The sequence below is a fragment of the Streptomyces sp. NPDC059816 genome (genome assembly GCF_042732055.1).
Lineage (GTDB): Bacteria > Actinomycetota > Actinomycetes > Streptomycetales > Streptomycetaceae > Streptomyces.
This window is the reverse complement of record NZ_JBHWIQ010000033.1, coordinates 9,612-31,214: the sequence shown is the minus strand read 5'-3', so window position 1 is coordinate 31,214 and position 21,603 is coordinate 9,612. Positions and strand designations below refer to the sequence as shown.

Sequence of the window (21,603 nt, the reverse complement as noted above, 5' to 3'; positions counted from 1 at the left end):
GTGTCCCGGCCGTCGCGGTCGCTCGACCCTCAGGGCTGCACGCCACAGCGGCGCACGATCGCTTCGAGGCGTTCGAGTTCGCGTCGCGCTGCCGTGAGGTGCGCGAGGTCGAGGGCCATCCCGGCGCGGGCCGAGACGTAGCGGATGTCCTCGCGGGTGGCGTCGTCGAGGTCGGGGACGGTCCGCAGACGGCGGCTCGTGACCCGCAGGTAGATCGCGATGCTGTCGAGGTCCTCGCGCAGGTGCACGGGAAGCACCCGCCGCAGTTCGTCCTTGGCGTAGTCGCGGGTTTGCCGGTCCGCCGTACGGGGACCGTGCGACACGGGTGCCCAGGGCAGGCCGGCGTCGCGGGCGGCGTCGTGCAGCTCCGCCACCAGGGCGCGCGCGGACGGGCGGTTGCCCTCGGCGGCTGCCGTGCGGGCCCTTCGCAACGTGGCGCGCAGTGGTGCACGGACCTCGGGGTCCTCGCCGGTCCGGGCGTCCAGATAGCTGGACCACACGTCGAACGCCTGCTCCAACTCGGCGTCCAACATGATCTCGTACACGTGCGGCACGCGGCCGTCCTTCCGTCGAGCACGTCCCGGAGTGGGACGGCGGACAGGATAGGACGAACTCCGGGCGGGGCGCGCGGGTGATCCCCGCGGTGGGGGCCACCCCTGAAGGAGCGGCCCCCACCGGGTCGCCACCTCAGAGCGCGGGGGGTGCGCCCGCGTTCTTTGCCGCGGCTCCGCCCATCAGCACGTCCGCCGCCACGAAGCGCAGGTCCTGCTCCAACAACCCCTCGATCATGGCCGGCAGGGCGGCCACGCTCTGGCGGCGGTCGCCGCCGCCATCGTGCATCAGGATCAGGGAGCCCGGCCCGGCGTGGTCCAGCACCGTTCTGGCGATCTTCTCGGGACCTGGACGGGCCCAGTCCCAGGAGTCGACGTCCCACAGTGCCAGGGCGGGGCCACCGGACAGGAGCTCGCCCAGGGTCTCCGGGGTGCGCGCGCCGTACGGCGGCCGGAAGACCACCGGGACCCGGCCCACCGCGCGGTCGAACGCCTCGTCGGTCCGTTCCAGTTGGAGCCGGAACTGGCGGGGACTGAGATCCGGCAGGAACGGGTGCGACCAGGTGTGGTTGCCGAGGCCGTGCCCCGCGTCCACGATCCGCCGCACCTCGTCGGGGAGCGCGTTCACATGCAGGCCCACGCAGAAGAAGGTGGCGTGCACGCCGTAGCGGGCCAGGATGTCGAGCACCTGGCCGGTGAAGACCGGGTCGGGGCCGTCGTCGAAGGTCAGGGCGATCTCACGGCGGTCGCGCGGTCCGTGACGGAACCAGCGCCCCGCCCGGGTGAGTTCCGCCTCGTGCGCGGTGCTGCGCCGGATGCCGCCGTGGTAGTCGTCGTCCCGACCGGTCTGACCGCCGCCCTCCGCCGTCAGCGGGGAGAGCGACGCGAGGTCGGTCCTCGCCTGCTCGGCGAGGGCCCGCGCCGGTACGGAGCCGAAGTCGGGCCGCTCGGGGAGCACCCAAGGATCGGCACGGTACACCGGCAGGCCGGCCGCCGTGAAGAGGCCGTCCACCAGGCCGTTGGTGCTCTCCACGACGACGGCGCGGGGAGGCGCGGACGTCGGGCCGGGTGCCCCGAGCCAGGCGGTCAACTCCGGTACGCGCTCCGCACCCCAGTGGGTCGGGGCGCTCACCCGGGTCCCTTCGTCGTTGATGACCTCCACGTCGTAGCCGTCGGCTGACCAGGCGATTCCCGCGTACAGCATGCGTTCTTCCTCCTCGGGGATGGGGATCGGACGGACGGACCGGCCCCGACGTGCCGGTTCCGCCACACGGCCCGGACGGACGTCTGGCGGGAGGGCGAACGGGTGCGTGTACGGGGGTGCGTACGAAGGGGGCCGGGATCGGAACCGGCTGCGCGGACGGACGGATGTGGAACGTCGTTGCAGGCGGGCACGGTTGGGGATCCCGGCTTCCGGTGGGACGGGGGACCCTGGTGGTGCGGATGGGGCGATGGCCGGAGTCGACCAGGATTCCTGGCTCCGGCTCTGGGCGGAGTTGGCTGGCGCACCCCCTCTGACGAGGGGTTTTGTTGCTGTGCTCAGGTGCCGGCGAGGTCGGCCAACGTGCCCGACGCCCACCGATGTCCACGAACTCTCCATCATTGCGACACAAGTGCGACACCGGCACGCTATTGTTCGCATGCCCTGCCGAAGGTCCAGACCATATCCAAGGGCAACATCTGCGCGCCATGCCCGTGAACGTCTCCTGTGTCATCGCATTCCCGGACCAACTTCCCCCGGGGACCATGCTCTTGGAGGACATCATCAACGCCCAGCCCGCACCGTTGACCGTTCCCGACCTGCTCGACGCCCGGGCCGCGAAACAGCCCGACCGGGTCGCGATCCAGGTCCGTGGCGGCGGCACGCTGACCTACGGGGACTGGCGCGAGCGGGCCGTCCGGGCGGCCCGGGAACTGGAGGGCGCCGTCCGACCCGGCGAACTCGTGGCCCTGCGCTTCACCGACCGGGAGTGGGACGCCTACGCGGTCGCGATCCTCGCCGTCCACTACGCCGGAGCGGCGGCGCTGCCGCTCCGCGCCGACCTGGCCGAACCGGAGGCCGTGCGGCTCGCCACGACCTGCGGCGCCGTCACGGTCCTGCGCGGTGCCGAACTGCCCCCGCTGGGCGAGGCCCTGGGCGGAACGGACTTGTCGCTGGCCGACGTCGAAGCGGCCGCAAACGCCTCCGCGGGCCCCGGCGGTGCGCTCGGCCGCAGGCGTACCGGCCCCGCCCCGGGCGACCTCGCCCAGGTCGTCGGCACTTCCGGCACCACCGGCGACTCCAAGGGCGTACGCGCCTCCCACGCCAACCTCACGGCCGGCCAACGCCTCCACCCCCGCCCCCGGCCCTACGCCCACTCACGCCATGCCCTGCACTCCTTCCCCATCGGCACCAACGCCGGTCAGGTGATGCTCATCAGCGCCCTCACCGGCGCGCCCACCACCGTGGTCCTCCCGCGCTTCGACGCCGAGGAGTTCGGCCGGGCCATCGAGGAACTGGACGTCGGCACCGTCTTCCTCGTCCCGTCGATGGCGATCGAACTGCTCAACTCCGGTGTGCCCGACCGGCACGACCTTTCCGGCGTCCTCCTGCTCAGCTCCTCCGCCGCCGCACTCCCCGCCCCCGTCGCCCAAGCCCTCGACCAGGCCCTGCCGAAGGCCACCGTCGTCAACGTCTACACCTCGTCCGAGGCCGCTCCCGCGCAACTCTCCGCCGTCGTCGGCCAGGCGCCGCCCGGAGCGGTGGGCCGCCCCACCGACCCGCGGGACCTGCGGATCCTCGCCCCGGACGGCAACCCCGTCCCGTCCGGTGAGACGGGCGAGATCTGGCTGCGCCAGCCCGGACCCCCGCGCTCGTACGCCGGTGACCCGGCCGCCGGCACCACCGTGTTCCGCGACGGCTGGGTGCGGATGGGCGACCTCGGGCGGCTGGACCAGGACGGTTATCTGCACCTGGTCGACCGCGAGAGCGACGTCATCAAGTCCGGGGCGCTCAAGGTCTCCACCCTCCGCATCGAGGACGCGCTCCACGAGCACCCGGACGTCGCCGACGCGGCAGCGCTGGGTGTACCACACCCGGTGATGGGGTCCGTACCGGTCGCCGTCGTGGTCCCCACCGCCAATGGTCTGGACCTCGACGCGTTGCGACTCTTCCTCAGCACCCGCCTCGCCCGCGCCGAACTGCCCGTGCGCGTCCTGCTCGCCGACGACCTGCCGCGCAACGCCTCCGGCAAGGTGGTCAAACGCCGGCTGCGCCCGCTCTTCGCGACGGACGAGGCACACCCGGCGGCCACGGACGCCGGGAACGCGGTCACCGCTCGGCCCCCCGGCACCCCCACCGAACTGCGCCTCGCCACGATCTGGCAGGAGGTGCTGGGTCGCCCGGTGCGCAACGCGACCGACGAGTTCTTCGCCCTCGGCGGCGACTCCTTCCGCGCCGTGCACCTCGCCACCGCCGTCACCGACCGGTTCGGCGTGGACGCCGGTGCCGACCTCGTCTTCGGCCGCCCGTCACTGCGTGCCCAGGCCGCCTGGCTGGACGAGGAGACGGCCCGGGAACGGACCCCGGACCCGCTAACCCCCGCGGACCGCCCCGAGGACGGCGCGCCCGACCCGGAACCCCCGCCCTATCTGGGCGCCCTACGGGCCCAGCGCCACGAGGTCCCGCTCACCAGCCAACAGGAGGACTTCCTCGCCTGGATGGCCGAGGAGGACGGCCGTGACGTCGGCGCCGTCACCGCCTTCTTCCGCATCACCAGCCCGCTGGACCGCCAGCTGCTCGACCCCGCCCTGTCCCTGCTCGTACGGCGCCACCCCGCCCTGCGCACGCGGTTCGTCCCCGCTCCCGGCGACGTGCGCGGCCTGGTCCGCACCGTGCTCGAAGAGGCGGCCCACACCCGCGTCACCCTGATGGACGCCCCCGGCGCCACCGACGAGGAGGTCAACGCCCTGCTCATCGCCGAGCGGGACCGGCTCACCGACCTGGCTGCCGACCCGACGGTCCGGCTGCTCGTCGTCTCCCGCGGCCCCGAAGAGCACATCATGGTGCTCGCCGTGCACCACATGGTCGCCGACGGCTGGTCGATCGGTGTCCTGCTGCGCGAACTCAGCCTCGTCTACGACGCCCTGCGCCGGGGCCGCACCCCCCGACTACCCGCACCCGAACTGTCCTACCAAGAGTTGGTGAACTGGGCCAACGACCGTTGGGAGAGCGGCCGACGGCACTTCGCCACCGCGCTCGCGGGCGCCCCGTCCGCACTCGCCCCCTTCCCGGGGCGGCGCCCCGTCGACCGCGTGCACACCGTTGCGCACCCCTTCACCATCGCGACCGGACCCGCCGGACGGCTGCGGGAGCGGGCGGGCGCGCTCGGCGTCACCCCGTTCATGGCCGTCGCCGCCCTGTGGAGCGGACTGCTCACCTCCCGCGCCGACAGCCCCGACCTGGTGCTCATGACCCCGGTCCCCGGGCGGCCCAGGGCCGAGGCGCAGCAGGCCGTCGGCTGCCTGGTGCAGTCGCTGCTGGTACGCGTGGACTGTTCCGGCGGCCCCGGCTTCGCCGAACTCGCCGAACGGGTCCGCCGGGCCGTGACGGGGGCGCTCGACCACCAGATGTACCCGTACGCCGAGTTCAAACCGCACGTGGTGGCGTTCCCGGCCTGGCTGCGGTACGAGAGCTGGGCCGCCGAAGCCCATCTGCCCGGTCTGCGCTGCGAGCCGTGGGAGCTGCCACGCGGCACCACCGTGCCCTGGCCGCTGCCCGGCGGGGACCTCGGCGTGCCCGAACTGACCGTGGTCGAGCAGCCGGACGGGTCGCTGGACTGTTGGATCCAGTACAACGCGCTCGCCTTCGAGGAGCCGGTGATCGGCTCGCTGGCGGACGACTTCCGCGCGGCTCTGACCACGGCCGCCGGTTCCTGACACCTGCGCTGATCACTGCCCCGCTTCGATCACCACCCGTCCTGACCGACGTCATGCCTCCCCGCACCCCGTCCCGAGCTTCCCCCCTGCTCTGACGTCATCCGTCCCGACCGTCACGTCACCCCGCTCCGCCCCCGGCCGTCGAGCACCGTCGCTCGCCGACGACCGCAGCCCGTCCCTGCCCGCGCACCGCCCGCCGTCAGCGTCGACGCCGGGCCCTGTCCCCGCGCCCGCGCCCCGCCCTGCCCCACCCCCCCGCATGCACCCGTGCCGGGCGGGAGCGGGAGCCCCACTACGCCCCGCGCGCACGTACCCACCGCTCCACCGCTCACCCTGCTCCACCGTTCACCCCGCTCCAGTCGCACCACCCGTCCCCGATGCCGAACAGACCGAGGAAGACCTGTGACCAGCACCCGCGCCAGCGCTGCCCAGCAGGGCATCTGGATCAACGAGCGGATCGCGCCGCTCGGCTCCGTCCACCACATGCCCTTCGCCGTCCACTTCGAAGGCCCCTTGGACCCCGTCGCCCTCGCCGCCGCCTGCGCCGACGTCGTCGACCGCCACCCCGCCCTCGCCCTGACCGTCCGCGAAGAGGACGGCGTCCCCCTCCTCGCCGCCGGCCCGGCGCCCGCGCTCACCGTCCGCGACACCACGCCCGAACGGCTGCCCGGCGAGTTGGCCGCCGGGAGTGCAAAACCGTTCGACCTGGCGGGGGGACCACCCGTACGGTTCACCCTGCTGCGCACGGACCCGACCCGCGCCACCCTGCTGGTCGTCGCCCACCACATCGCCTTCGACGGCACCTCCACCGATGTGTTCCTGACCGACCTGGCGGCCTGCTACGCCCACCGCACCGGCCACGGCCCCGCCCCGACCGGGGCCGCCACCGACGGCCCCCCGCTCGCCCACGCCGCCGACCTCCCCGAACCCGACGCCCAGGCGGTCGCCGAGGCGTCCGCACACTGGGTCGACCGCCCGCTGCCCGGCCCCACGGTGCTGCTGCCGGGCCTCGACACCGGCCCCGACGGCCCCGACGGCGTCGGTCCGGGCGCGGCCGTGGACTTCGACCTCGACCCCGCACTCCGTGCCGACCTCGCCGACACCGCCGAGAAACTCGGCGTCACCCTCTTCGAACTGCTCCTCGCCGCCGTGCACACCCTCCTCCTGCGGTACGGGAACGAGCGTCCCGCCGTCACCGTCGGCCTCGGCACCCGCACCCGAGGCACCGCCGACCGGATCGGCATGCACGCCAACGAGCTGCCCGTGGTCACCACCCCCGAACCGGGCACCCCCTTCAGTGAGTTCGCCCGCACGGTCCGCGACGAACTGCGCAGCTGCTACCCGCACCGCCGGGTCCCCCTGTCCCGCGCAGTCCGGGGCGTAGCGCCCGGTCTCTCCCTCGCCCCCGTCATCCTCACCTACCGCCGCCGGATCGCCCCCGTCACCTTCCCGGGCGTACGGGCCACCACCGACTGGACCCTCTTCCCCGGCACCGCGCGCGGCGCCCTGCGGCTCCACCTCCTCGACGGTCCGGACCGGCTCCGCGTCCTGCTGATGCACCGTACGGACCTGCCGTCCCCCGTCCGGGCCGAGCGCGTCGGCACCCATCTGCGCCGGCTGCTCGCCTCGATCGCCGCCGCCCCCGGCACCACGCTCGCCGACCTACCGCTGCTGGACGAGACCGAACGCACCCCGTTGCGCGGACCCGACCCCGCCCCCGACGCCCTCGGCTCCACCCTGCCCGCACTGCTCTCCCGCTCCTTCGCCGCGCACGCCGCACGGCCCGCCGTCACGGTCGGCGAACGGACCCTGAGCTACGCGGAACTGGCCACCGCCGCCACCGGCCTCGCCCAGCGGCTCACCGCTGCCGGGGTCACCCCCGGCACCGTGGTCGCCGTCTGCGCGGAGCGCTCCGCCGAGATGGTGGCCGCCGTGCTCGCCGTCACCCTCGCCGGAGGCGCCTACCTGCCCGTCGACCCGTCCTATCCGGCGCAGCGCATCGCCCTGGTGCTCGCCGACGCCGGCACTCCGCTCGCGCTCGCCCAGCGGAGCACCGCCCACCTGGTCGAAGGGCACGGCAACACCCTCCTGCTCGACGACCTCTTCACGGGCAACGGGACCGACGGGACCGATGGGCACGACCGCGCACCCCTGCCGGCGCCCACGCCCGACGACCTCGCCTACCTCATCTACACCTCCGGCTCCACCGGACACCCCAAGGGCGTCGAGGTCCCGCACGGCGCCCTCGCCCACCTCCTGCTGGCCTTCCGCGACACCCTGGCCGCCGGTCCCGACGACGTCTGGCTCGCCGTCACCTCGCTCTCCTTCGACATCTCCGCCCTCGAACTGCTGCTGCCGCTGATCACCGGCGGCCGGGTGGTGCTCGCACGTGAGACGGAGACCCGCGACGGCCACGCCCTCGCCACCCTGGTCGAGCGGCACGGCGTGACCCACGCCCAGGCCACCCCCTCGGGCTGGCGGCTCCTGCTGGACGGCGGGCTCGACGCCCCCCACCTCACCGCCCTCAGCGGTGGCGAGGCCCTGCCCCTCGCGCTCGCCCGCCGGCTGCGGACCCGCGTCGCACGGCTCTGGAACGTCTACGGGCCGACCGAGACCACCATCTGGTCCACCGCCACCGAAGTACCGCCCGCGCCCGACGAGGTCACCATCGGCCGCCCCATCGCCGGCACCACCGCCCTCGTGGTCGACCCGGCCGGACACCCCGTAGCGCACGGAGTCACCGGCGAACTGGCCCTGGGGGGCGCGGGACTGGCCCGCGGCTACCGTGGCCTGCCCGAGCGCACCGCCGAACGCTTCGTCACCGACCCGGTCACCGACACCCGCTTCTACCGGACCGGCGACCTCGCGAGGGTCCGGTCCGACGGCGCGCTCGACTGCCTCGGCCGTCGCGACCACCAGATCAAGCTGCGCGGCCACCGGATCGAACTCGGCGAGATCGAGGCCCGCCTCCAGGAACACCCCGCCGTGGCGGACGCCGCCGTCTCCGTGAGCGGCGGCGACGAGGGCGACCCGAGCGGCCGGATGCTCGTCGCCTACCCGGTGTGGCGCCCGGACGCCCCCGTACCGACCGGCCCCGAACTGCGCTCCTTCCTGTCCCGGACCCTGCCGGACGTGATGGTCCCCGGCGTCGTCCACCCGCTGTCGGCCCTCCCGCTCACCCCCAACGGCAAGACGGACCACGCGGCCCTGCCCGAACCGACCCGGGGTAGTGCGGAACCCGTGCCGGACACCGCCTCCCCGAACGACACCGCGGCCCCGGACGACGGATGGGACGAGTTGGCCACCCAGATCGCCGCCATCTGGTGCGAAGTGCTGGACCTGCCCGCCATCGGCCCGCACGACGACGTCATCGACCTCGGAGCGCACTCCCTGACCATCACCCAGGTCGCGGCCCGCATCCGGGACCGCCTCGGGGTCGACGTACCGCTGGACGTGTTCTACGAGGAACCCACGACGGTGACCACGGTGACCGACGCGGTCGTGTCCGAACTGCTGGCGGAGGAGGCGTGATGGAACCCCTGCACTCCCCGGAACCCCTGCACTTCCCGGAACCCCTCCACTCAGCGCCCTCCGCCTCCACGGCAAGGGGCAGCGCGACCACGGCAACCGCACCGCCCGCAGCGCAGGCCCGCCCGCCCCGGCGGACGCTCAGCAGCGATCAACGCGCCCTGCTCGCCCGACGGCTACGGGAACGCGCCGCAGTCGCAGCCGCCCGGCCCACCGGAATCCCGGCACGCCCCGACGACGAACCCGAGCCGCTGTCCCTCGCCCAGGAGCGCCTCTGGTTCGTCGAGCAACTGACCCCCGGCACCGCCGCCTACGTCCTGCCCACCGCCGGGCGGCTGCGCGGCCCGCTCCGGGCCGAACCCCTCGCCGAGGCGCTGCGCCTGATCGCCGTCCGCCACGACACCCTCCGCAGTTCCTTCCCCGTCGACGAGGACGGCGCACCCCGGGTGCGCGTCACGCCCGCCGACGCCTTCACCGTGCCCTGGCTCGCGCGTGACCTGTCCGGGCTCCCCGCCGAGGAACGGGAGACCGCCGCCCGCGCCGCCGTCGAGGCCGAGGTCGCGCGTCCCTTCGATCTCACGGACGGACCCCTGTTGCGGGCCCTCCTGCTGCGCCTCACCGACGACGACCACGTACTCGTGATCTGCCAGCACCATCTCGTCGGTGACGGCTGGTCCGCCGGGGTGCTCCTGGACGAACTCCTCACCGGCTACGAGGAACTGGCCCGGGGAGCCGTCCCCGCCCGGCCCCCGCTGCCCCTTTGCTACGGCGACTTCGCCCACTGGCAGCGCGAGCGCCAGAACCTGCCGCAAGCCGCCGCCGACCTGCGGTACTGGTGCCGGACCATGACCGGGGTGCCGCCGCTGGAGCTCCCCACCGACCGCTCGCGCCCCGCCCTGCCCGGTCCCGGCGGAGCGACCCACACCTTCCGGCTCGACGCCGACACCTACCGGGCCGTACGCGCGCTCTCCCGGGCCCGGGGCGCCACCCTCTTCATGACCCTGCTCGCCGCCTTCCAGGTGGTGCTCGGCCGCTGGTCGGGACAGCGGGACTTCGCCGTCGGCACGCCGTTCGCGGGGCGACCCACCGAGGCCACCGAGGGCCTGATCGGCCTGTTCAGCACGATGTTGCCGATCCGGGCCGACCTCGCAGCGCCCGAGCCGGGGCCGGGACCCGACACCGCCGCCGACGGCACCGGACCCTCCTTCGGAGTCGTCCTCGACCGCGTCCGCACCGCCGCCCTCGGCGCCCAGCAGCACCGCGAGACCCCGGCTCAGCGGCTGGTCGAGGCCCTGGACCTGCCGCGCGACCTCGGCCGTCCGCCGCTCTTCCAGGTCTCCTTCGCGCTCCAGAACCACCGCTCCCAGACCGTCCACCCGCACGACCTGGAATGGCGGACCTTCCCCTTCGAGGGCAGCGGCGTCCACCTCGACCTCGGGCTGTACTGCACCGAGCCCGCCGAACCGGGGGCCGGACTCGACGCCTTCCTCACCTACCGCACCGACCTCTGGGACGCCGACACCGTCGCCCGTCTCGCCGGACACTGGCAACGCGTCCTGGTCCGGGCCGTCGCCGACCCGGACACCCCCGTCGACGCCCTCGACCTCCTCACCCCCGGCGAACGCGACCGGGTGCTGTACGAGTGGAACGACTCCGGCACCGCCCGCCCGTCCGCCGCGACCCTCGCCGACGCCGTCGCCGCCCAGGCGGCCCGCACCCCGGACGAGGTCGCCCTCGTCCACGAGGGCCGCACCCTCACCTACCGTGAACTCGACGGCCGGGCCAACCGGTTGGCCCGGCTGCTGCGCACCACCGGCGCCGGACCCGACCGGCTCGTCGGCGTCTGCCTCGACCAGGGCCTCGACCAGGCCGTCTCCCTGCTCGCCGTGCTGAAGTCCGGCGCCGCGTACGTACCGCTCGACCCCGAGCAGCCCCGTGAACGCCTCGCCCACATGCTGACCGACTCCATGCCGGTCGCCCTGGTCACCACCTCCGTCCGGCGGTCCCTGCTGACCGCGTCCGACGCACCCGTCCTGCTGCTCGACGGACTGGCGGACCGGCTCGCCGCCGTCCCCGACACCCCGCTCGACGACGGCGAGGGCGCGGGAGCGGACCACCTCGCGTACGTCATCTACACCTCGGGCTCCACCGGCACCCCCAAGGGCGTGGCCGTGCAGCACCGCCAGGTGCTCACCTACCTCGCCGGGGTGCGCCGGCGCTTCGCCGAGGCCGGACTGCCGGACGGTGCCCGCTACGCCCTGCTCCAGTCGCTCGCCTTCGACTTCGGCCTCACCACCCTCTACCTCTCGCTCACCACCGGCGGCAGCCTGCACCTGCTACCGCCGCGCACCCCCGGCCCTGAGTTGGCCGCCTACCTCGCCGACCGGAACATCGACTGCATCAAACTCACCCCCTCCCATCTGGCCGCGCTGAGCGCCGAGGTGGACGACCCGGCGGAGCTGCTGCCCCGACGGCTGCTCGTCCTCGGTGGCGAGGCGTCCGGCTGGGAGTGGGCGCGGGGGCTCGCGGCGGCGGGAGCCCGTACCGGCTGCCGGGTGATCAACCACTACGGACCGACCGAGGCGACCGTGGGCGCGACCACCCACCTCGTGGACCCGGCCTTGCCCGCGGCCGGACCCACCACCCCCATCGGGCGTCCGCTACCGGGCGCGCGGGTGTATCTGCTCGACGCCCGACGGCAGCCGGTGCCCGCCGGGGTGCCGGGGGAGTTGTGGATCGGCGGCGACCGACTGGCCCGCGGATACCTGGGCCTGCCGGAGCTGACGGCCGACCGCTTCCGCGCCGACCCCTTCGCCGGGGACTCCCGCGCGTGCGCCGCACCGGAACCCGAACGATCCGGGAGACCTGAGCGAAACGAAAGATCCGGGAGACCCGGGGGAACGGAGAGTTCCGAGGCCGCCGGGGGCGACGCCACGCCCCGGATGTACCGCACCGGAGACCTCGCCCGTCACCGCGGTGACGGCACCATCGAGTTCCTGGGCCGTGACGACCACCAGGTCAAGATCCGTGGCTACCGGGTCGAACTCGGCGAGGTGGAGGCCCATCTGGCCCGGCTCCCCGACGTCGCCCAGGCCGTCGCCGCGGCCCGGGGCCCGGCCGGGGAACTCGTCCTCGTCGGCTACCTCGTCCCCACCGCGGACGGGTCCCCGCCCCCGGTCGCCGAACTGCGCCGACTGCTGGCCGAGAAGCTGCCCGACTACCTCGTCCCCTCCCGCTTCGTGATCCTGCCCGACCTGCCCCGGCAGGCCCACGGCAAGGTCGACCGGCGGGCCCTGCCCGAACCCGGCGCGCCCGGCCCCGCAGAGGGCGCCGTCTGGACCGCTCCCGCCACCCCCACCGAGGAGGCCGTGGCCGCCTGCTGGGCCGGCCTCCTCGGTCTGGAACGCGTCGGCGCGCACGACGACTTCTTCGACCTCGGCGGCCACTCCCTGCTCGCCATGCGGATGGTGGCCGCCCTGCGCAAGCTCCTCGGCGCCGAGGCCCGGATCACCCTCATGGACGTCTTCCGGGAGCGGACCGTCGCCGCGCTCTCCGTCCTGGCCGACCGGTCCGACTCCGAGCGCGGACCGAGTCGCCTCCTCCACGAACTGACCCCCCGTCAGCCGGTCGAGCGCGTCACGCTCTCCCTGGTCTGCCTGCCGTACGGCGGCGGCAGCGCCGTCGTGTACCAGCCGCTCGCGGACGCCCTGCCGCCCGGCGTCGCCCTGCACGCCGTCGCCGTCCCCGGGCACGACCTCGGCATGTCCGAGGAGTCGCTGCCGCTGGAAGAGGTGGCCCGGCGCTGTGCCGAGGAGGTGCTGAACGGGGTGACCGGCCCGGTCGCCGTGTACGGGCACTGCGGGGTCGGCGCGGCACTCGCCGTCGAACTGGCGCACCGGCTGACGGCCGCCGGACGGGAGCCCACCGCCGTCTACCTGGGCGGGATCTTCCCCTTCGCCCGGCCCACCGAGGGCCTGCTCGGGCTGCTCGCCCGCTTCTCCGTGCTCGACCGGCGGCGCAGCGGACGGCTCCACCTGAACTGGCTCCGCTCCATGGGCGCCGACCTGGAGGGCCTGGACCCCGAGCAACTGGCCACGATCGTCCGCAACGTGCGGGAGGACTCCCGCGCGGCCGAGGCGTACTTCACCGAGCAACTCGCCCGTCCCGCAACCGCGTTGTCGTCCCCCGTGGTCTCGGTGATCGGCTCCGCCGACCCCGGTACCGAGTTCCACCGCGAGCGGTTCCGGGAGTGGGGCTTCGTCGGCTCCACCACCGCAGTCGCCGTACTCGACGAAGGCGGTCACTACTTCCTCAAGCACCGCGCCGCGGAACTGGCCGAGATCGTCACCACGGTCCACCCGGCGGTCGCGGCCTCGGACACCACAGCGAGCACCGGCGCCGCGGAGCCCGACGCCGCCGCCCTCACCCGCGACCGCCGTCCCGCGCGCGCCACCTGGTGGCTGGACGGAGTCCACCACGCCCGCGCCACCGCGGAGCCTCCCACCGCCCCGGCGACCCGCCGCGACACGCGCCGCTTCGTGGCCGTCGCCGCCTCCCAGACGATCTCGCAGACCGGTTCGGCGCTGACCGAGTTCGCGCTGCCGCTGTGGATCTACCTGTCGACGGACTCGGTCGCCTGGTTCGGCCTCTTCGCCGTCCTCGGCATCGTGCCGGGGCTGTTGGCCGCCCCGGTCCTCGGCAGCCTGGTCGACCGTGTCGACCGCCGCCGGGTGATGCTGGCCTCGACCCTGGTCTGCGGCACGTCGGAGGCGGTCCTCGCGCTGCTCCACGTGTTCGGGACCCTACGGCCCTGGCACGTCGGGGTACTGATGGCGATCCTCTCCGTCTCCCTCACCGGACAACGGCTCGCCTTCCAGTCGGCGATCCCGCAGCTCGTCCCGAAACGCTATCTGGGCCACGCCAACGGCGTCGTACAGATCTCCGGCGGCATCGCCCAAGTGGTCGCACCGCTGGCGGCGGTCGGCCTGCTCGCGGCCATCGGCCTGGGCGGCGTGCTGCTGATCGACGTGGTCAGCTACGTGCTGGCGGCGACGATCCTGCTGATCGTCCGCTTCCCCCGCACGCTGGCCGCCAGGCGACGCGAAACCCTGAAGCAGGAGATCACGGCCGGGTTCCGGCTGGTCTGGCGCAGGCCGGGATTCCGGGCGATGCTGGTCTTCTTCGCCGTGCTCAACCTCTTCCTGCCGGTCCTCTTCCAACTCGTCCCGCCGCTGGTGCTCGGCTTCTCCGGGCTCGGCACGGTGGCCACGGTCTCCCTCGCGGGCGGCATCGGCGCGATCACCGGCGGGCTGGCGATGGGCGCCTGGGGCGGGCCCCGTCACCGTCGGATGCGCGGCATGCTGCTCGTCATACCGGTACTCGCGTTCTTCAGCGTCCTGACCGGACTGCGGCCCGAACTGCTGGTGGTCTGCGCCGGCGTGTTCGGCATGTCCGCGTCCCTCTCACTGCTCAACGGGATCTATCTGACGATCATTCAGGTCAAGGTTCCGCAGCGGTTCCACGGCCGGGTGATGGCGTTGAACCAGCTCGTCGCCTGGTCCACCCTGCCGGTGGGCTTCCTGCTGATCGCGCCCTTCGGCAGCCACTACCTTGAGCCGCTGATGGCCTCCGGAGGCGGCCTCGCCGACACCGCGGGTGCCGTCCTCGGTACGGGCGACGGCCGGGGGATCGGACTGCTCTACGTCCTGCTCGGGGTCGCGATCCTGCTCCTGGGGGCGGTGTCGCTGCGGGTGCGGGTGTTGGCCCGGTTCGACCAGCAGGTACCGGACGCGCAGGCGGACGACTTGGTGGGCCTGGCCGCCCTCACCTCCGACCGCCCCGCCGCCCCCGCAGTCGAGGCCCGCCCCGCGCGGACCGACTGAACGGACGGCGGCCCGGGCACGGGGTACGGGGGTGACAAGTGCGGGGTCGGCTGCCGATCGGTGGGCGACCCCGTGCCCCGTGTACCGCGTGTACCGCACGGCGCCGTGGGAAGGATCGCCCACACGGGGATGACGGTAAGGGCGGGAACCGGCCTGGGGGTTGCCTGTCCTGCGTGTAGAGGAGCGGCATGGACATCGGGGTCTTCCTCCCCATCGGCAACAACGGCTGGCTCATCTCGAAGAGCTCTCCGCAGTACATGCCGACCTTCGAACTGAACAAGACCATCGTGCAGCGGGCCGAGGAGCACGGCCTGGACTTCGCGTTGACGATGATCAAACTCAGGGGTTTCGGCGGCGAGACGGAGTTCTGGGACCACTGCCTGGAGTCGTTCACCCTGACGGCGGCCCTCGCCGCGGTGACGGAGCGGATCAGGCTCTACGCCTCCGCACCCGTCCTCGCCCTGCCTCCGGCGATGGCCGCCCGGATGGCGGTGACCATCGACTCGATCGCCCCGGGCCGGGCCGGCGTCAACATCGTCACCGGCTGGGCGCCCGCCGAGTACGCGCAGATGGGCCTGTGGCCTGGAGACGAACACTTCACCAACCGCTACGCGCGGGCCACCGAGTACGTCACCGTGCTGCGGCAGCTGTGGAGCGAGGGCACGAGCAACTTCACGGGCGAGTTCTACACGATGGACGACTGCGTCCTGTCGCCGCGCCCGGCGAGCGGGCACATCAGTCTCCTGGCCGCCGGGCAGAGCAGCACGGGGATGAGGTTCGCCGCCGAGCACGCCGACGGGAACTTCATCCTGGGCAGCGGGGTCAACACCCCCCGCGCACTCTCCGAATCCACCGCCACCCTCGCCGACCACGCACGCACGGCCGGCCGTGACGTCGGAGCGTTCGCGCTGTTCATGATCATCGCGGATGAGACGGACGGAGCCGCGCAGGCGAAGTGGCAGGACTACCACGACAACGCCGACCTCGCGGCGCTGGGTTACGTGGTGGAGCAGACGGCGACGGACGGGTCCGCCGACGGTTCATCGACCGCGAAGATCGTGGCGCTGCCCGAGGGCGCCGTGAACCTCAACATGGGAACCCTCGTCGGGTCCTACGCGACCGTCGCGCGCATGCTCGACGAGCTCAGCGAGGTCCACGGCGTCAAGGGGGTCATCCTCGTCTTCGACGAATTCCTCGAAGGCGTGGAGGACTTCGGCACGCGGATCCAGCCGCTCATGAGGTCCCGTGCTTCGGTCACGGGGCGGCTGCCCGGGGGAGACGGGAGCGCGTAGCTGTCGCTGAAGGCGGCCGAGGGGCGGAGCGCAGTGCGGACCTCCGTGCGGCGACCGTCATCCCGGTGGACCGCCGGAACGCCCGTCAGGTCGCAGCGTGGTGGGGCCCTGCTCGGGGGCATCGATGGTCGAGTTTTGGCCATCAGCGAGGTCGAGGACAACGGGTTTCGGATCTTCCGTCTCTTCTCCGCCGGGAGCGGCGAGCGGGGGCCGTCCCCGGCCTCTCACCCCCGACCCCGCAGCGCAGGGAGTCAATCTTGTTCTCCAGTAAACGCCCGGGGCGCGGTGCGATCACCGTCACCTCGGCCCTGGTGGCGACGGCACTCGTCGCCGGAACGACCAGTACGACAGCCTTCGCGGACACCGGGTCCGTAGGGAGCGGCCAGGCCACCGGCCGTGCCGGTGCCGGACTCCGATGGGTCACCCTGATCACCGGGGACCGGGTCGGCATGGACGCCCGGGACCGGGTCGTCTCCGTCGAACGGGGCGAAGGCCGCGAGAAGGTGTCCGTACGGAGTTGGACCGAGCGGGGGAGCACCTACGCCGTTCCGGCCGATGCCGAGCGGCTGATCACCGCCGGAAAGCTCGACCGGCGGCTCTTCGACGTCACCGCGCTCAGCAGCCCCGGGAGCCGACGGGCTTACCGCGACGGCCTGAAGGTCATCGTCGAGTACGAGGGCGCGTCAGCGGCCGGGGCCCGTACGGGAGTCCGTACCGACGCGGAGTTGGCGCGCACGCTGCCGTCGATCAACGCGGACGCGGTGACCGTCCCGAAGCAGGACGCGGGCGGGTTGTGGGCCGTCCTCACCGGAGCCGGAGCCGGAGCCGGAGCCGGAGGCGGGAGCGCCCGGGCCGGCGGGAGCGCCCCGGGGATCGAGCGGGTCTGGCTGGACGCGGTGTACACCGCGAACCTGGACACGAGTGTGGGCCGGATCGGTGCCCCGAAGGCGTGGCGGTCCGGGTACGACGGCAAGGGCGTCACCATCGCGGTCCTGGACAGCGGGGTCGACGACACCCATCCGGACCTGGCGACACAGGTGATCGGGGCGGCGAACTTCACCTCCTCCCCGGACACCAAGGACCGGCACGGGCACGGCACGCACATCGCCTCGATCGCGGCCGGTACCGGTGCCAAGTCCGGCGGCACGTACCAGGGCGTCGCCCCCGGGGCCAAGATCCTCAACGGCAAGATCATGAACGACATAGGGGCCACGGAGTCGGGGACCATCGCCGCCGTCGACTGGGCCGTCGGACGGGGCGCCGACATCGTCAGCATGAGCTTCGGCTCGGGTGACACCCCGGAGGTCACCCCGCTCGAAGCCCACATCAACCGGGTGTCGAAGGAGAAGGGCGTCCTCTTCACCGTCTCCGCCAGCAACGAAGGACCGACCCCGGGTTCCGTCGGCTCCCCGGGCAGCGCGGAAGCCGCCCTCACCGTCGGCGCCGTGGACGACGCCGACCGGATCGCCCCCTTCTCCAGCGTCGGTCCGCTGCACGACGGGGCGATCAAACCGGACATCACCGCTCCCGGCGTGGGCATCACCGCAGCGTCGGCCCCCGGGAGCCACATCGCCGGGCAGGTCGGCGAGAACCCGGCCGGCTACTTCTCCATCGGCGGCACGTCCATGGCGGCGCCCCACGTGGCGGGCGCCGCAGCACTGCTCAAGCAGCGGCACCCCGGCTGGTCGGGCGAACGGCTCAAGGCCGCGCTGACCGGATCCGCCCAGGACGGCGGGTACTCCGTGTTCCAGCAGGGAGCCGGCCGGCTGGCAGCCGACCGCGCCGTCGAACAGACCGTGACCGCCGACGAGTCGAGCCTCTCCTTCGGCCGGCAGCAGTGGCCGCACACCGATGACCAGCCCGTCGCCAAGCACCTCACCTACCGCAACCACGGCACCCAGGAGATCACCCTCGACCTGGCGGTCAAGGGGCTCGACCTCCGGGGCGGGCCCACCCCCGCCGGCTTCTTCACCCTCGGGACGCACCGGGTCACCCTTCCCGCGGGCGGCACCGTCACCGTGCCCTTCACCGCGGACACCCGGATCGGCGGAGACGTCAACGGCATCTACACCGCCGTCGTCACCGCGACCGGCGGCGGCCAGAGCGTGCGCACCACGGCGTCCGTGGACCGCGAGGTCGAGTCGTACGACCTGAGCCTCGACTTCGTGGGCCGTGACGGAACGCCCAACGCGAACTTCTTCACGCGCATGCGCCAACTCTCCGGCGCGGGCGACGTCTCCGTCACCCTGCGCGAGGGCAGCACCGCGAAGCTCCGGCTGCCGCGGGGGGACTACGCGCTCCAGGCGAGCCTCTACCAGGAGACCGGCGGCATGGACCAACTGGTCCACCCCCGGCTGGCGTTGACGAAGGACACCGCCCTGACCATCGACGCCCGGGTCGCCAAGCCCGTCGTGATGACGGTTCCGGATCCCCAGGCCCGGATGACCGCTGCCTGGGCGACGCACTCCATCAGCATCGGTGAACGGTCCCTGGAGGACATCAACAGCTTCACCACCTTCGACGACTTCCGCACGGCCCAGTTGGGCCCGGACCAACCCACCGGCGTCAAGCTCAGGTCCGCCCTCTACGCCCAGCGGGAACGCGATGCCGCGACCCAGTACGGCCTCGCCGCCGGCGGCGAGGTGAAGCGGCTCTTCACCGGCTACACCAAGAGGTTCGAGGCCGACGACTTCGCCAAGGTCACCGCGACCCTCGGGGCCTCCGTCCAGGGGAAGAACGGGCACACGACGGCGCTGGGCGGGAAGGACCGGTTCGACTTCAACTCCGCCTACTCCTTCGCCCTCCCCGGCTCCCGGACCCACCATCTGGCCACGGACGGGAAGGTGAACCTCTGGTCCCTGTCCGCGTCGCAGCACCTGGACGTCCACGGGTCGGAGGAGATCGAGTACACCGCCCCGGAACGGGAGTTCCGCCCGGGCACGAGCCACCGGATGACCCTCGGCTCCGCCGTGCACTCCCCGTTGATGCACGAGCAGTCCGGCGTCTTCCGTGAGGGGAACAGGCTCACGGCGTTCGTGCCGCTGTTCTCCGACGGCCGGGGCAACGTCGGCCAGTCCTGGTACTCCTCGGCGAAGACCACGCTCCACCAGGGCACCACCAAGATCGGGGAGGTGGGCAACACGCCGGAGACCTGGAAGTCCTACGCGGTCGGCGCCGACGACGCCGAGTACACCCTGAGCACCTCGGCCACGCGGGACCGGACGGTCTCCGCCGTGGGCACCCGCATCAACGGCTCCTGGACCTTCCGCAGCGCGAAGCCGCCGACGGACGGGGAGACGCGCACCGGCCTGTCCACCGTGCGGTTCGGCGCTCAGGTCGACCTGGACGGCACCGTTGCGGCGGACCGTACGGTGACTTACCCGGTGACGGTGCAGGGCCCCGCGGCGGGCGCGGGGCTGAAGTCCCTCGCCGTCTCCGTCTCCTACGACGGCGGTACGACCTGGCAGCAGACGCCCGTCGCCAAGGGAAAGATCACCGTCAAGAACCCCGCCCAGGGACAGACGGTCGCCCTGCGCGGCGAGGTCGCCGACACCCGGGGTGGCAAGGCCAGCGTGACCGTGTACGACGCGTACCGCGGCAAGTAACCGCCGGTGCACGCAAGAAGGTCCCCTCGCTCGTGAACCGGGCGGTGGGGACCTTCTCCGTTGGGCGGGACGGGGAGAGAACGATCTCTTCGGCGGCGGTTCGCTCGCCGACCCCGCGGCCCCGGGATCGAGGCGTGCTGATGACGGGCCCGGTGGCCGTGCCTGCCGGCGACGGCGGCGGGACGCTCGGTAGCGGCCAGGTCGGCAGCCGGGACCACCCGAGCCGATTCGATAACATGACCGGATTATCGGTGATCGTCCTGCCCCCCGACCTCGCTTGGAACGTGCCGCCCGGCGCGGAGAACGACCTTCCCATCGAATCCAATAACAAATCGGCCAAACAGTTGATACGTGTAATATCGCAGTTTTTCTCACGAATAGGTTGCAGGACTGGGTTCGCTGCATGGCGTCAACCGCGGGTGGTGCTGTGGGCCACGGCGAGTGTGGTGGCCCTCGCGTTCCTGGTCGCACTGGAGATCGCCGCGCGTCGTTACGACCTGCCGGGGCCGATCGTCCACCAGGCGCGGGAGGTGGTGCTCCGCCCCGCGTCCGGGCCCCTGCTGTACGCCAGCATGGCGTTGATGATGGTGGTGCTCCCCTGGCGGCAACGGTTCATCTCCGCCGGAATCGCGGTCGGCATCGACATCGTCTTCGCGCTCGTGCGGTGGCCGCTCGGCGCCGAGCAGGGGTACGGCAACGGCGCGTTGTGGGTGGTCATCGGCTGGACGGTCATCGCGGTGGTGCGTCGCACCGGCCCGGAGCGCATCTTCCTGCTGAAGGGCGTCGGCCTGGGCCTGCTGCTGGTGGCCGGCCGGAAGACCGGTGACACCTGGCTGCTGATCACCTCGAAGACCCGCCCCGAGGTGCTCGACCAGTACGTGGCGACCGCCGATCACGCGCTGGGCAACCCGTCGTGGTGGGTGGGCCGACTGGTCAACGCCACCGGCCCGGTCGGCGCCAACGTCCTGGACTGGGTCTATGTGAAGCTCGCGGTCGCCGCGGTCGTCTTCGCCGTGTACCAGCTGCGTCACGTGGCCGCCGAAGGCCGGTTCCCGGGTCACCACCTGGTGCGCACCTTCCTGGTCATCGGACTGCTCGGCCCCGGCATCTACATGATCTTCCCCGTGGTGGGGCCGATCTTCGCCTACGGCGCCGACGGCGGGCACTGGGCGGTGGCCAACCTGTGGCCGGACACCATGCCGAGTGTCACCACCCCCCAACACATGCCCTTCGACGAGATCACCCCGCGCAACTGCATGCCGAGCCTCCACACGGCGTGGGCCGTCGCGATCTTCCTCCACTCCCGCAAGGGGCCGCGCCTGCTGCGGCTCGGAGGCACGATCTGGCTGATCGCCACGCTCAGCGCGACGCTGGGATTCGGCTATCACTACGGTGTCGACCTCGTGGCCGGTGTGGTGTTCACCCTCACGATCGAGGCGGCGCTGCGTGCGCTCGACCGCGGTTGGGACCGGGCCGGCGTCCTGCTGGTCACCTACGGTGCCACGGTCTTCACCGCGTTCCTGATCTCGTACCGCTACCTGTCGATGGAGATGGCCACCTACCCGTGGGTGTTCGGCCCCCTCCTCATCCTGGCGATGATCTCGGTGATCTACCTCTACATGCGGACCACCAAGGCGTGGGACGCGAAGCCCGCCCCCACGCGGCAGCCGAACCAGCGCTTCGAACTGGTGTGAGCCCGGTCGGTGCCGGCCCCCCTCGGGGCCGGCCCCACCGGGCCGCCCGGGGGGTCAAGGCCGGGGGGCCGCGGCATTAAACCGAAGGGTAGTGGGGGCCGCGGCGGCGGGCGGAGTGGCCGAGGTGGCGAAGG

The 21,603-nt window shown here is 72.9% G+C and carries 8 protein-coding genes; 6 read left to right on the top strand and 2 right to left on the bottom strand.

From position 1 onward, the window contains the following. Positions 1 to 29: 29 nt before the first annotated feature. Together ACFV88_RS31560 and ACFV88_RS31555 are read right to left on the bottom strand one after the other, a co-directional pair. Positions 30 to 554, bottom strand: a complete 525-nt coding sequence (locus ACFV88_RS31560) for a hypothetical protein (protein ID WP_385495513.1) — start codon at positions 552 to 554, stop codon at positions 30 to 32. A 133-nt stretch (positions 555 to 687) separates the two neighbouring features. Next, on the bottom strand, positions 688 to 1,755 hold the full coding sequence (locus ACFV88_RS31555; protein ID WP_385495511.1) for a polysaccharide deacetylase family protein: 1,068 nt from the start codon (positions 1,753 to 1,755) through the stop codon (positions 688 to 690). 542 nt (positions 1,756 to 2,297) lie between these two features. Between ACFV88_RS31555 and ACFV88_RS31550 the strand changes: the two genes are divergently transcribed. The 6 genes from ACFV88_RS31550 to ACFV88_RS31525 all read left to right on the top strand — a co-directional run bounded on the left by ACFV88_RS31550 (position 2,298) and on the right by ACFV88_RS31525 (position 21,469). Then, positions 2,298 to 5,468 (top strand): AMP-binding protein, encoded by a 3,171-nt coding sequence (locus ACFV88_RS31550; RefSeq protein ID WP_385495510.1) that lies wholly within the window; start codon positions 2,298 to 2,300, stop codon positions 5,466 to 5,468. Between the two features lie 402 nt (positions 5,469 to 5,870). Then, on the top strand, positions 5,871 to 8,999 hold the full coding sequence (locus tag ACFV88_RS31545; protein WP_385495509.1) for an amino acid adenylation domain-containing protein: 3,129 nt from the start codon (positions 5,871 to 5,873) through the stop codon (positions 8,997 to 8,999). Then, complete coding sequence (locus ACFV88_RS31540) at positions 8,999 to 14,878, top strand: amino acid adenylation domain-containing protein (RefSeq protein WP_385495508.1); 5,880 nt, start codon at positions 8,999 to 9,001, stop codon at positions 14,876 to 14,878. The genes ACFV88_RS31545 and ACFV88_RS31540 overlap by 1 nt, the downstream gene beginning before the upstream one ends. A gap of 188 nt (positions 14,879 to 15,066) precedes the next feature. Beyond that, positions 15,067 to 16,170 carry a pyrimidine utilization protein A gene (gene rutA / locus ACFV88_RS31535; RefSeq protein WP_385495507.1) on the top strand — a complete coding sequence of 368 codons (1,104 nt, stop codon included), beginning with the start codon at positions 15,067 to 15,069 and terminating at the stop codon, positions 16,168 to 16,170. A 257-nt stretch (positions 16,171 to 16,427) separates the two neighbouring features. Next, positions 16,428 to 19,775 (top strand): S8 family serine peptidase, encoded by a 3,348-nt coding sequence (locus ACFV88_RS31530; protein ID WP_385495506.1) that lies wholly within the window; start codon positions 16,428 to 16,430, stop codon positions 19,773 to 19,775. Positions 19,776 to 20,197: 422 nt separating this feature from the next. After that, positions 20,198 to 21,469, top strand: coding sequence for a phosphatase PAP2 family protein (locus ACFV88_RS31525; RefSeq protein ID WP_385495505.1), 1,272 nt, complete (start codon positions 20,198 to 20,200; stop codon positions 21,467 to 21,469). Positions 21,470 to 21,603 lie beyond the last annotated feature (134 nt).

Bases quoted from the DNA above. Each gene is read 5' to 3' on its own strand.
- ACFV88_RS31555 (WP_385495511.1), bottom strand. From the start codon at position 1,755: ATGCTGTACGCGGGAATCGCCTGGTCAGCCGACGGCTACGACGTGGAG.
- ACFV88_RS31540 (WP_385495508.1), top strand. From the start codon at position 8,999: ATGGAACCCCTGCACTCCCCGGAACCCCTGCACTTCCCGGAACCCCTC.
- ACFV88_RS31550 (WP_385495510.1), top strand. From the start codon at position 2,298: ATGCTCTTGGAGGACATCATCAACGCCCAGCCCGCACCGTTGACCGTT.
- rutA (WP_385495507.1), top strand. From the start codon at position 15,067: ATGGACATCGGGGTCTTCCTCCCCATCGGCAACAACGGCTGGCTCATC.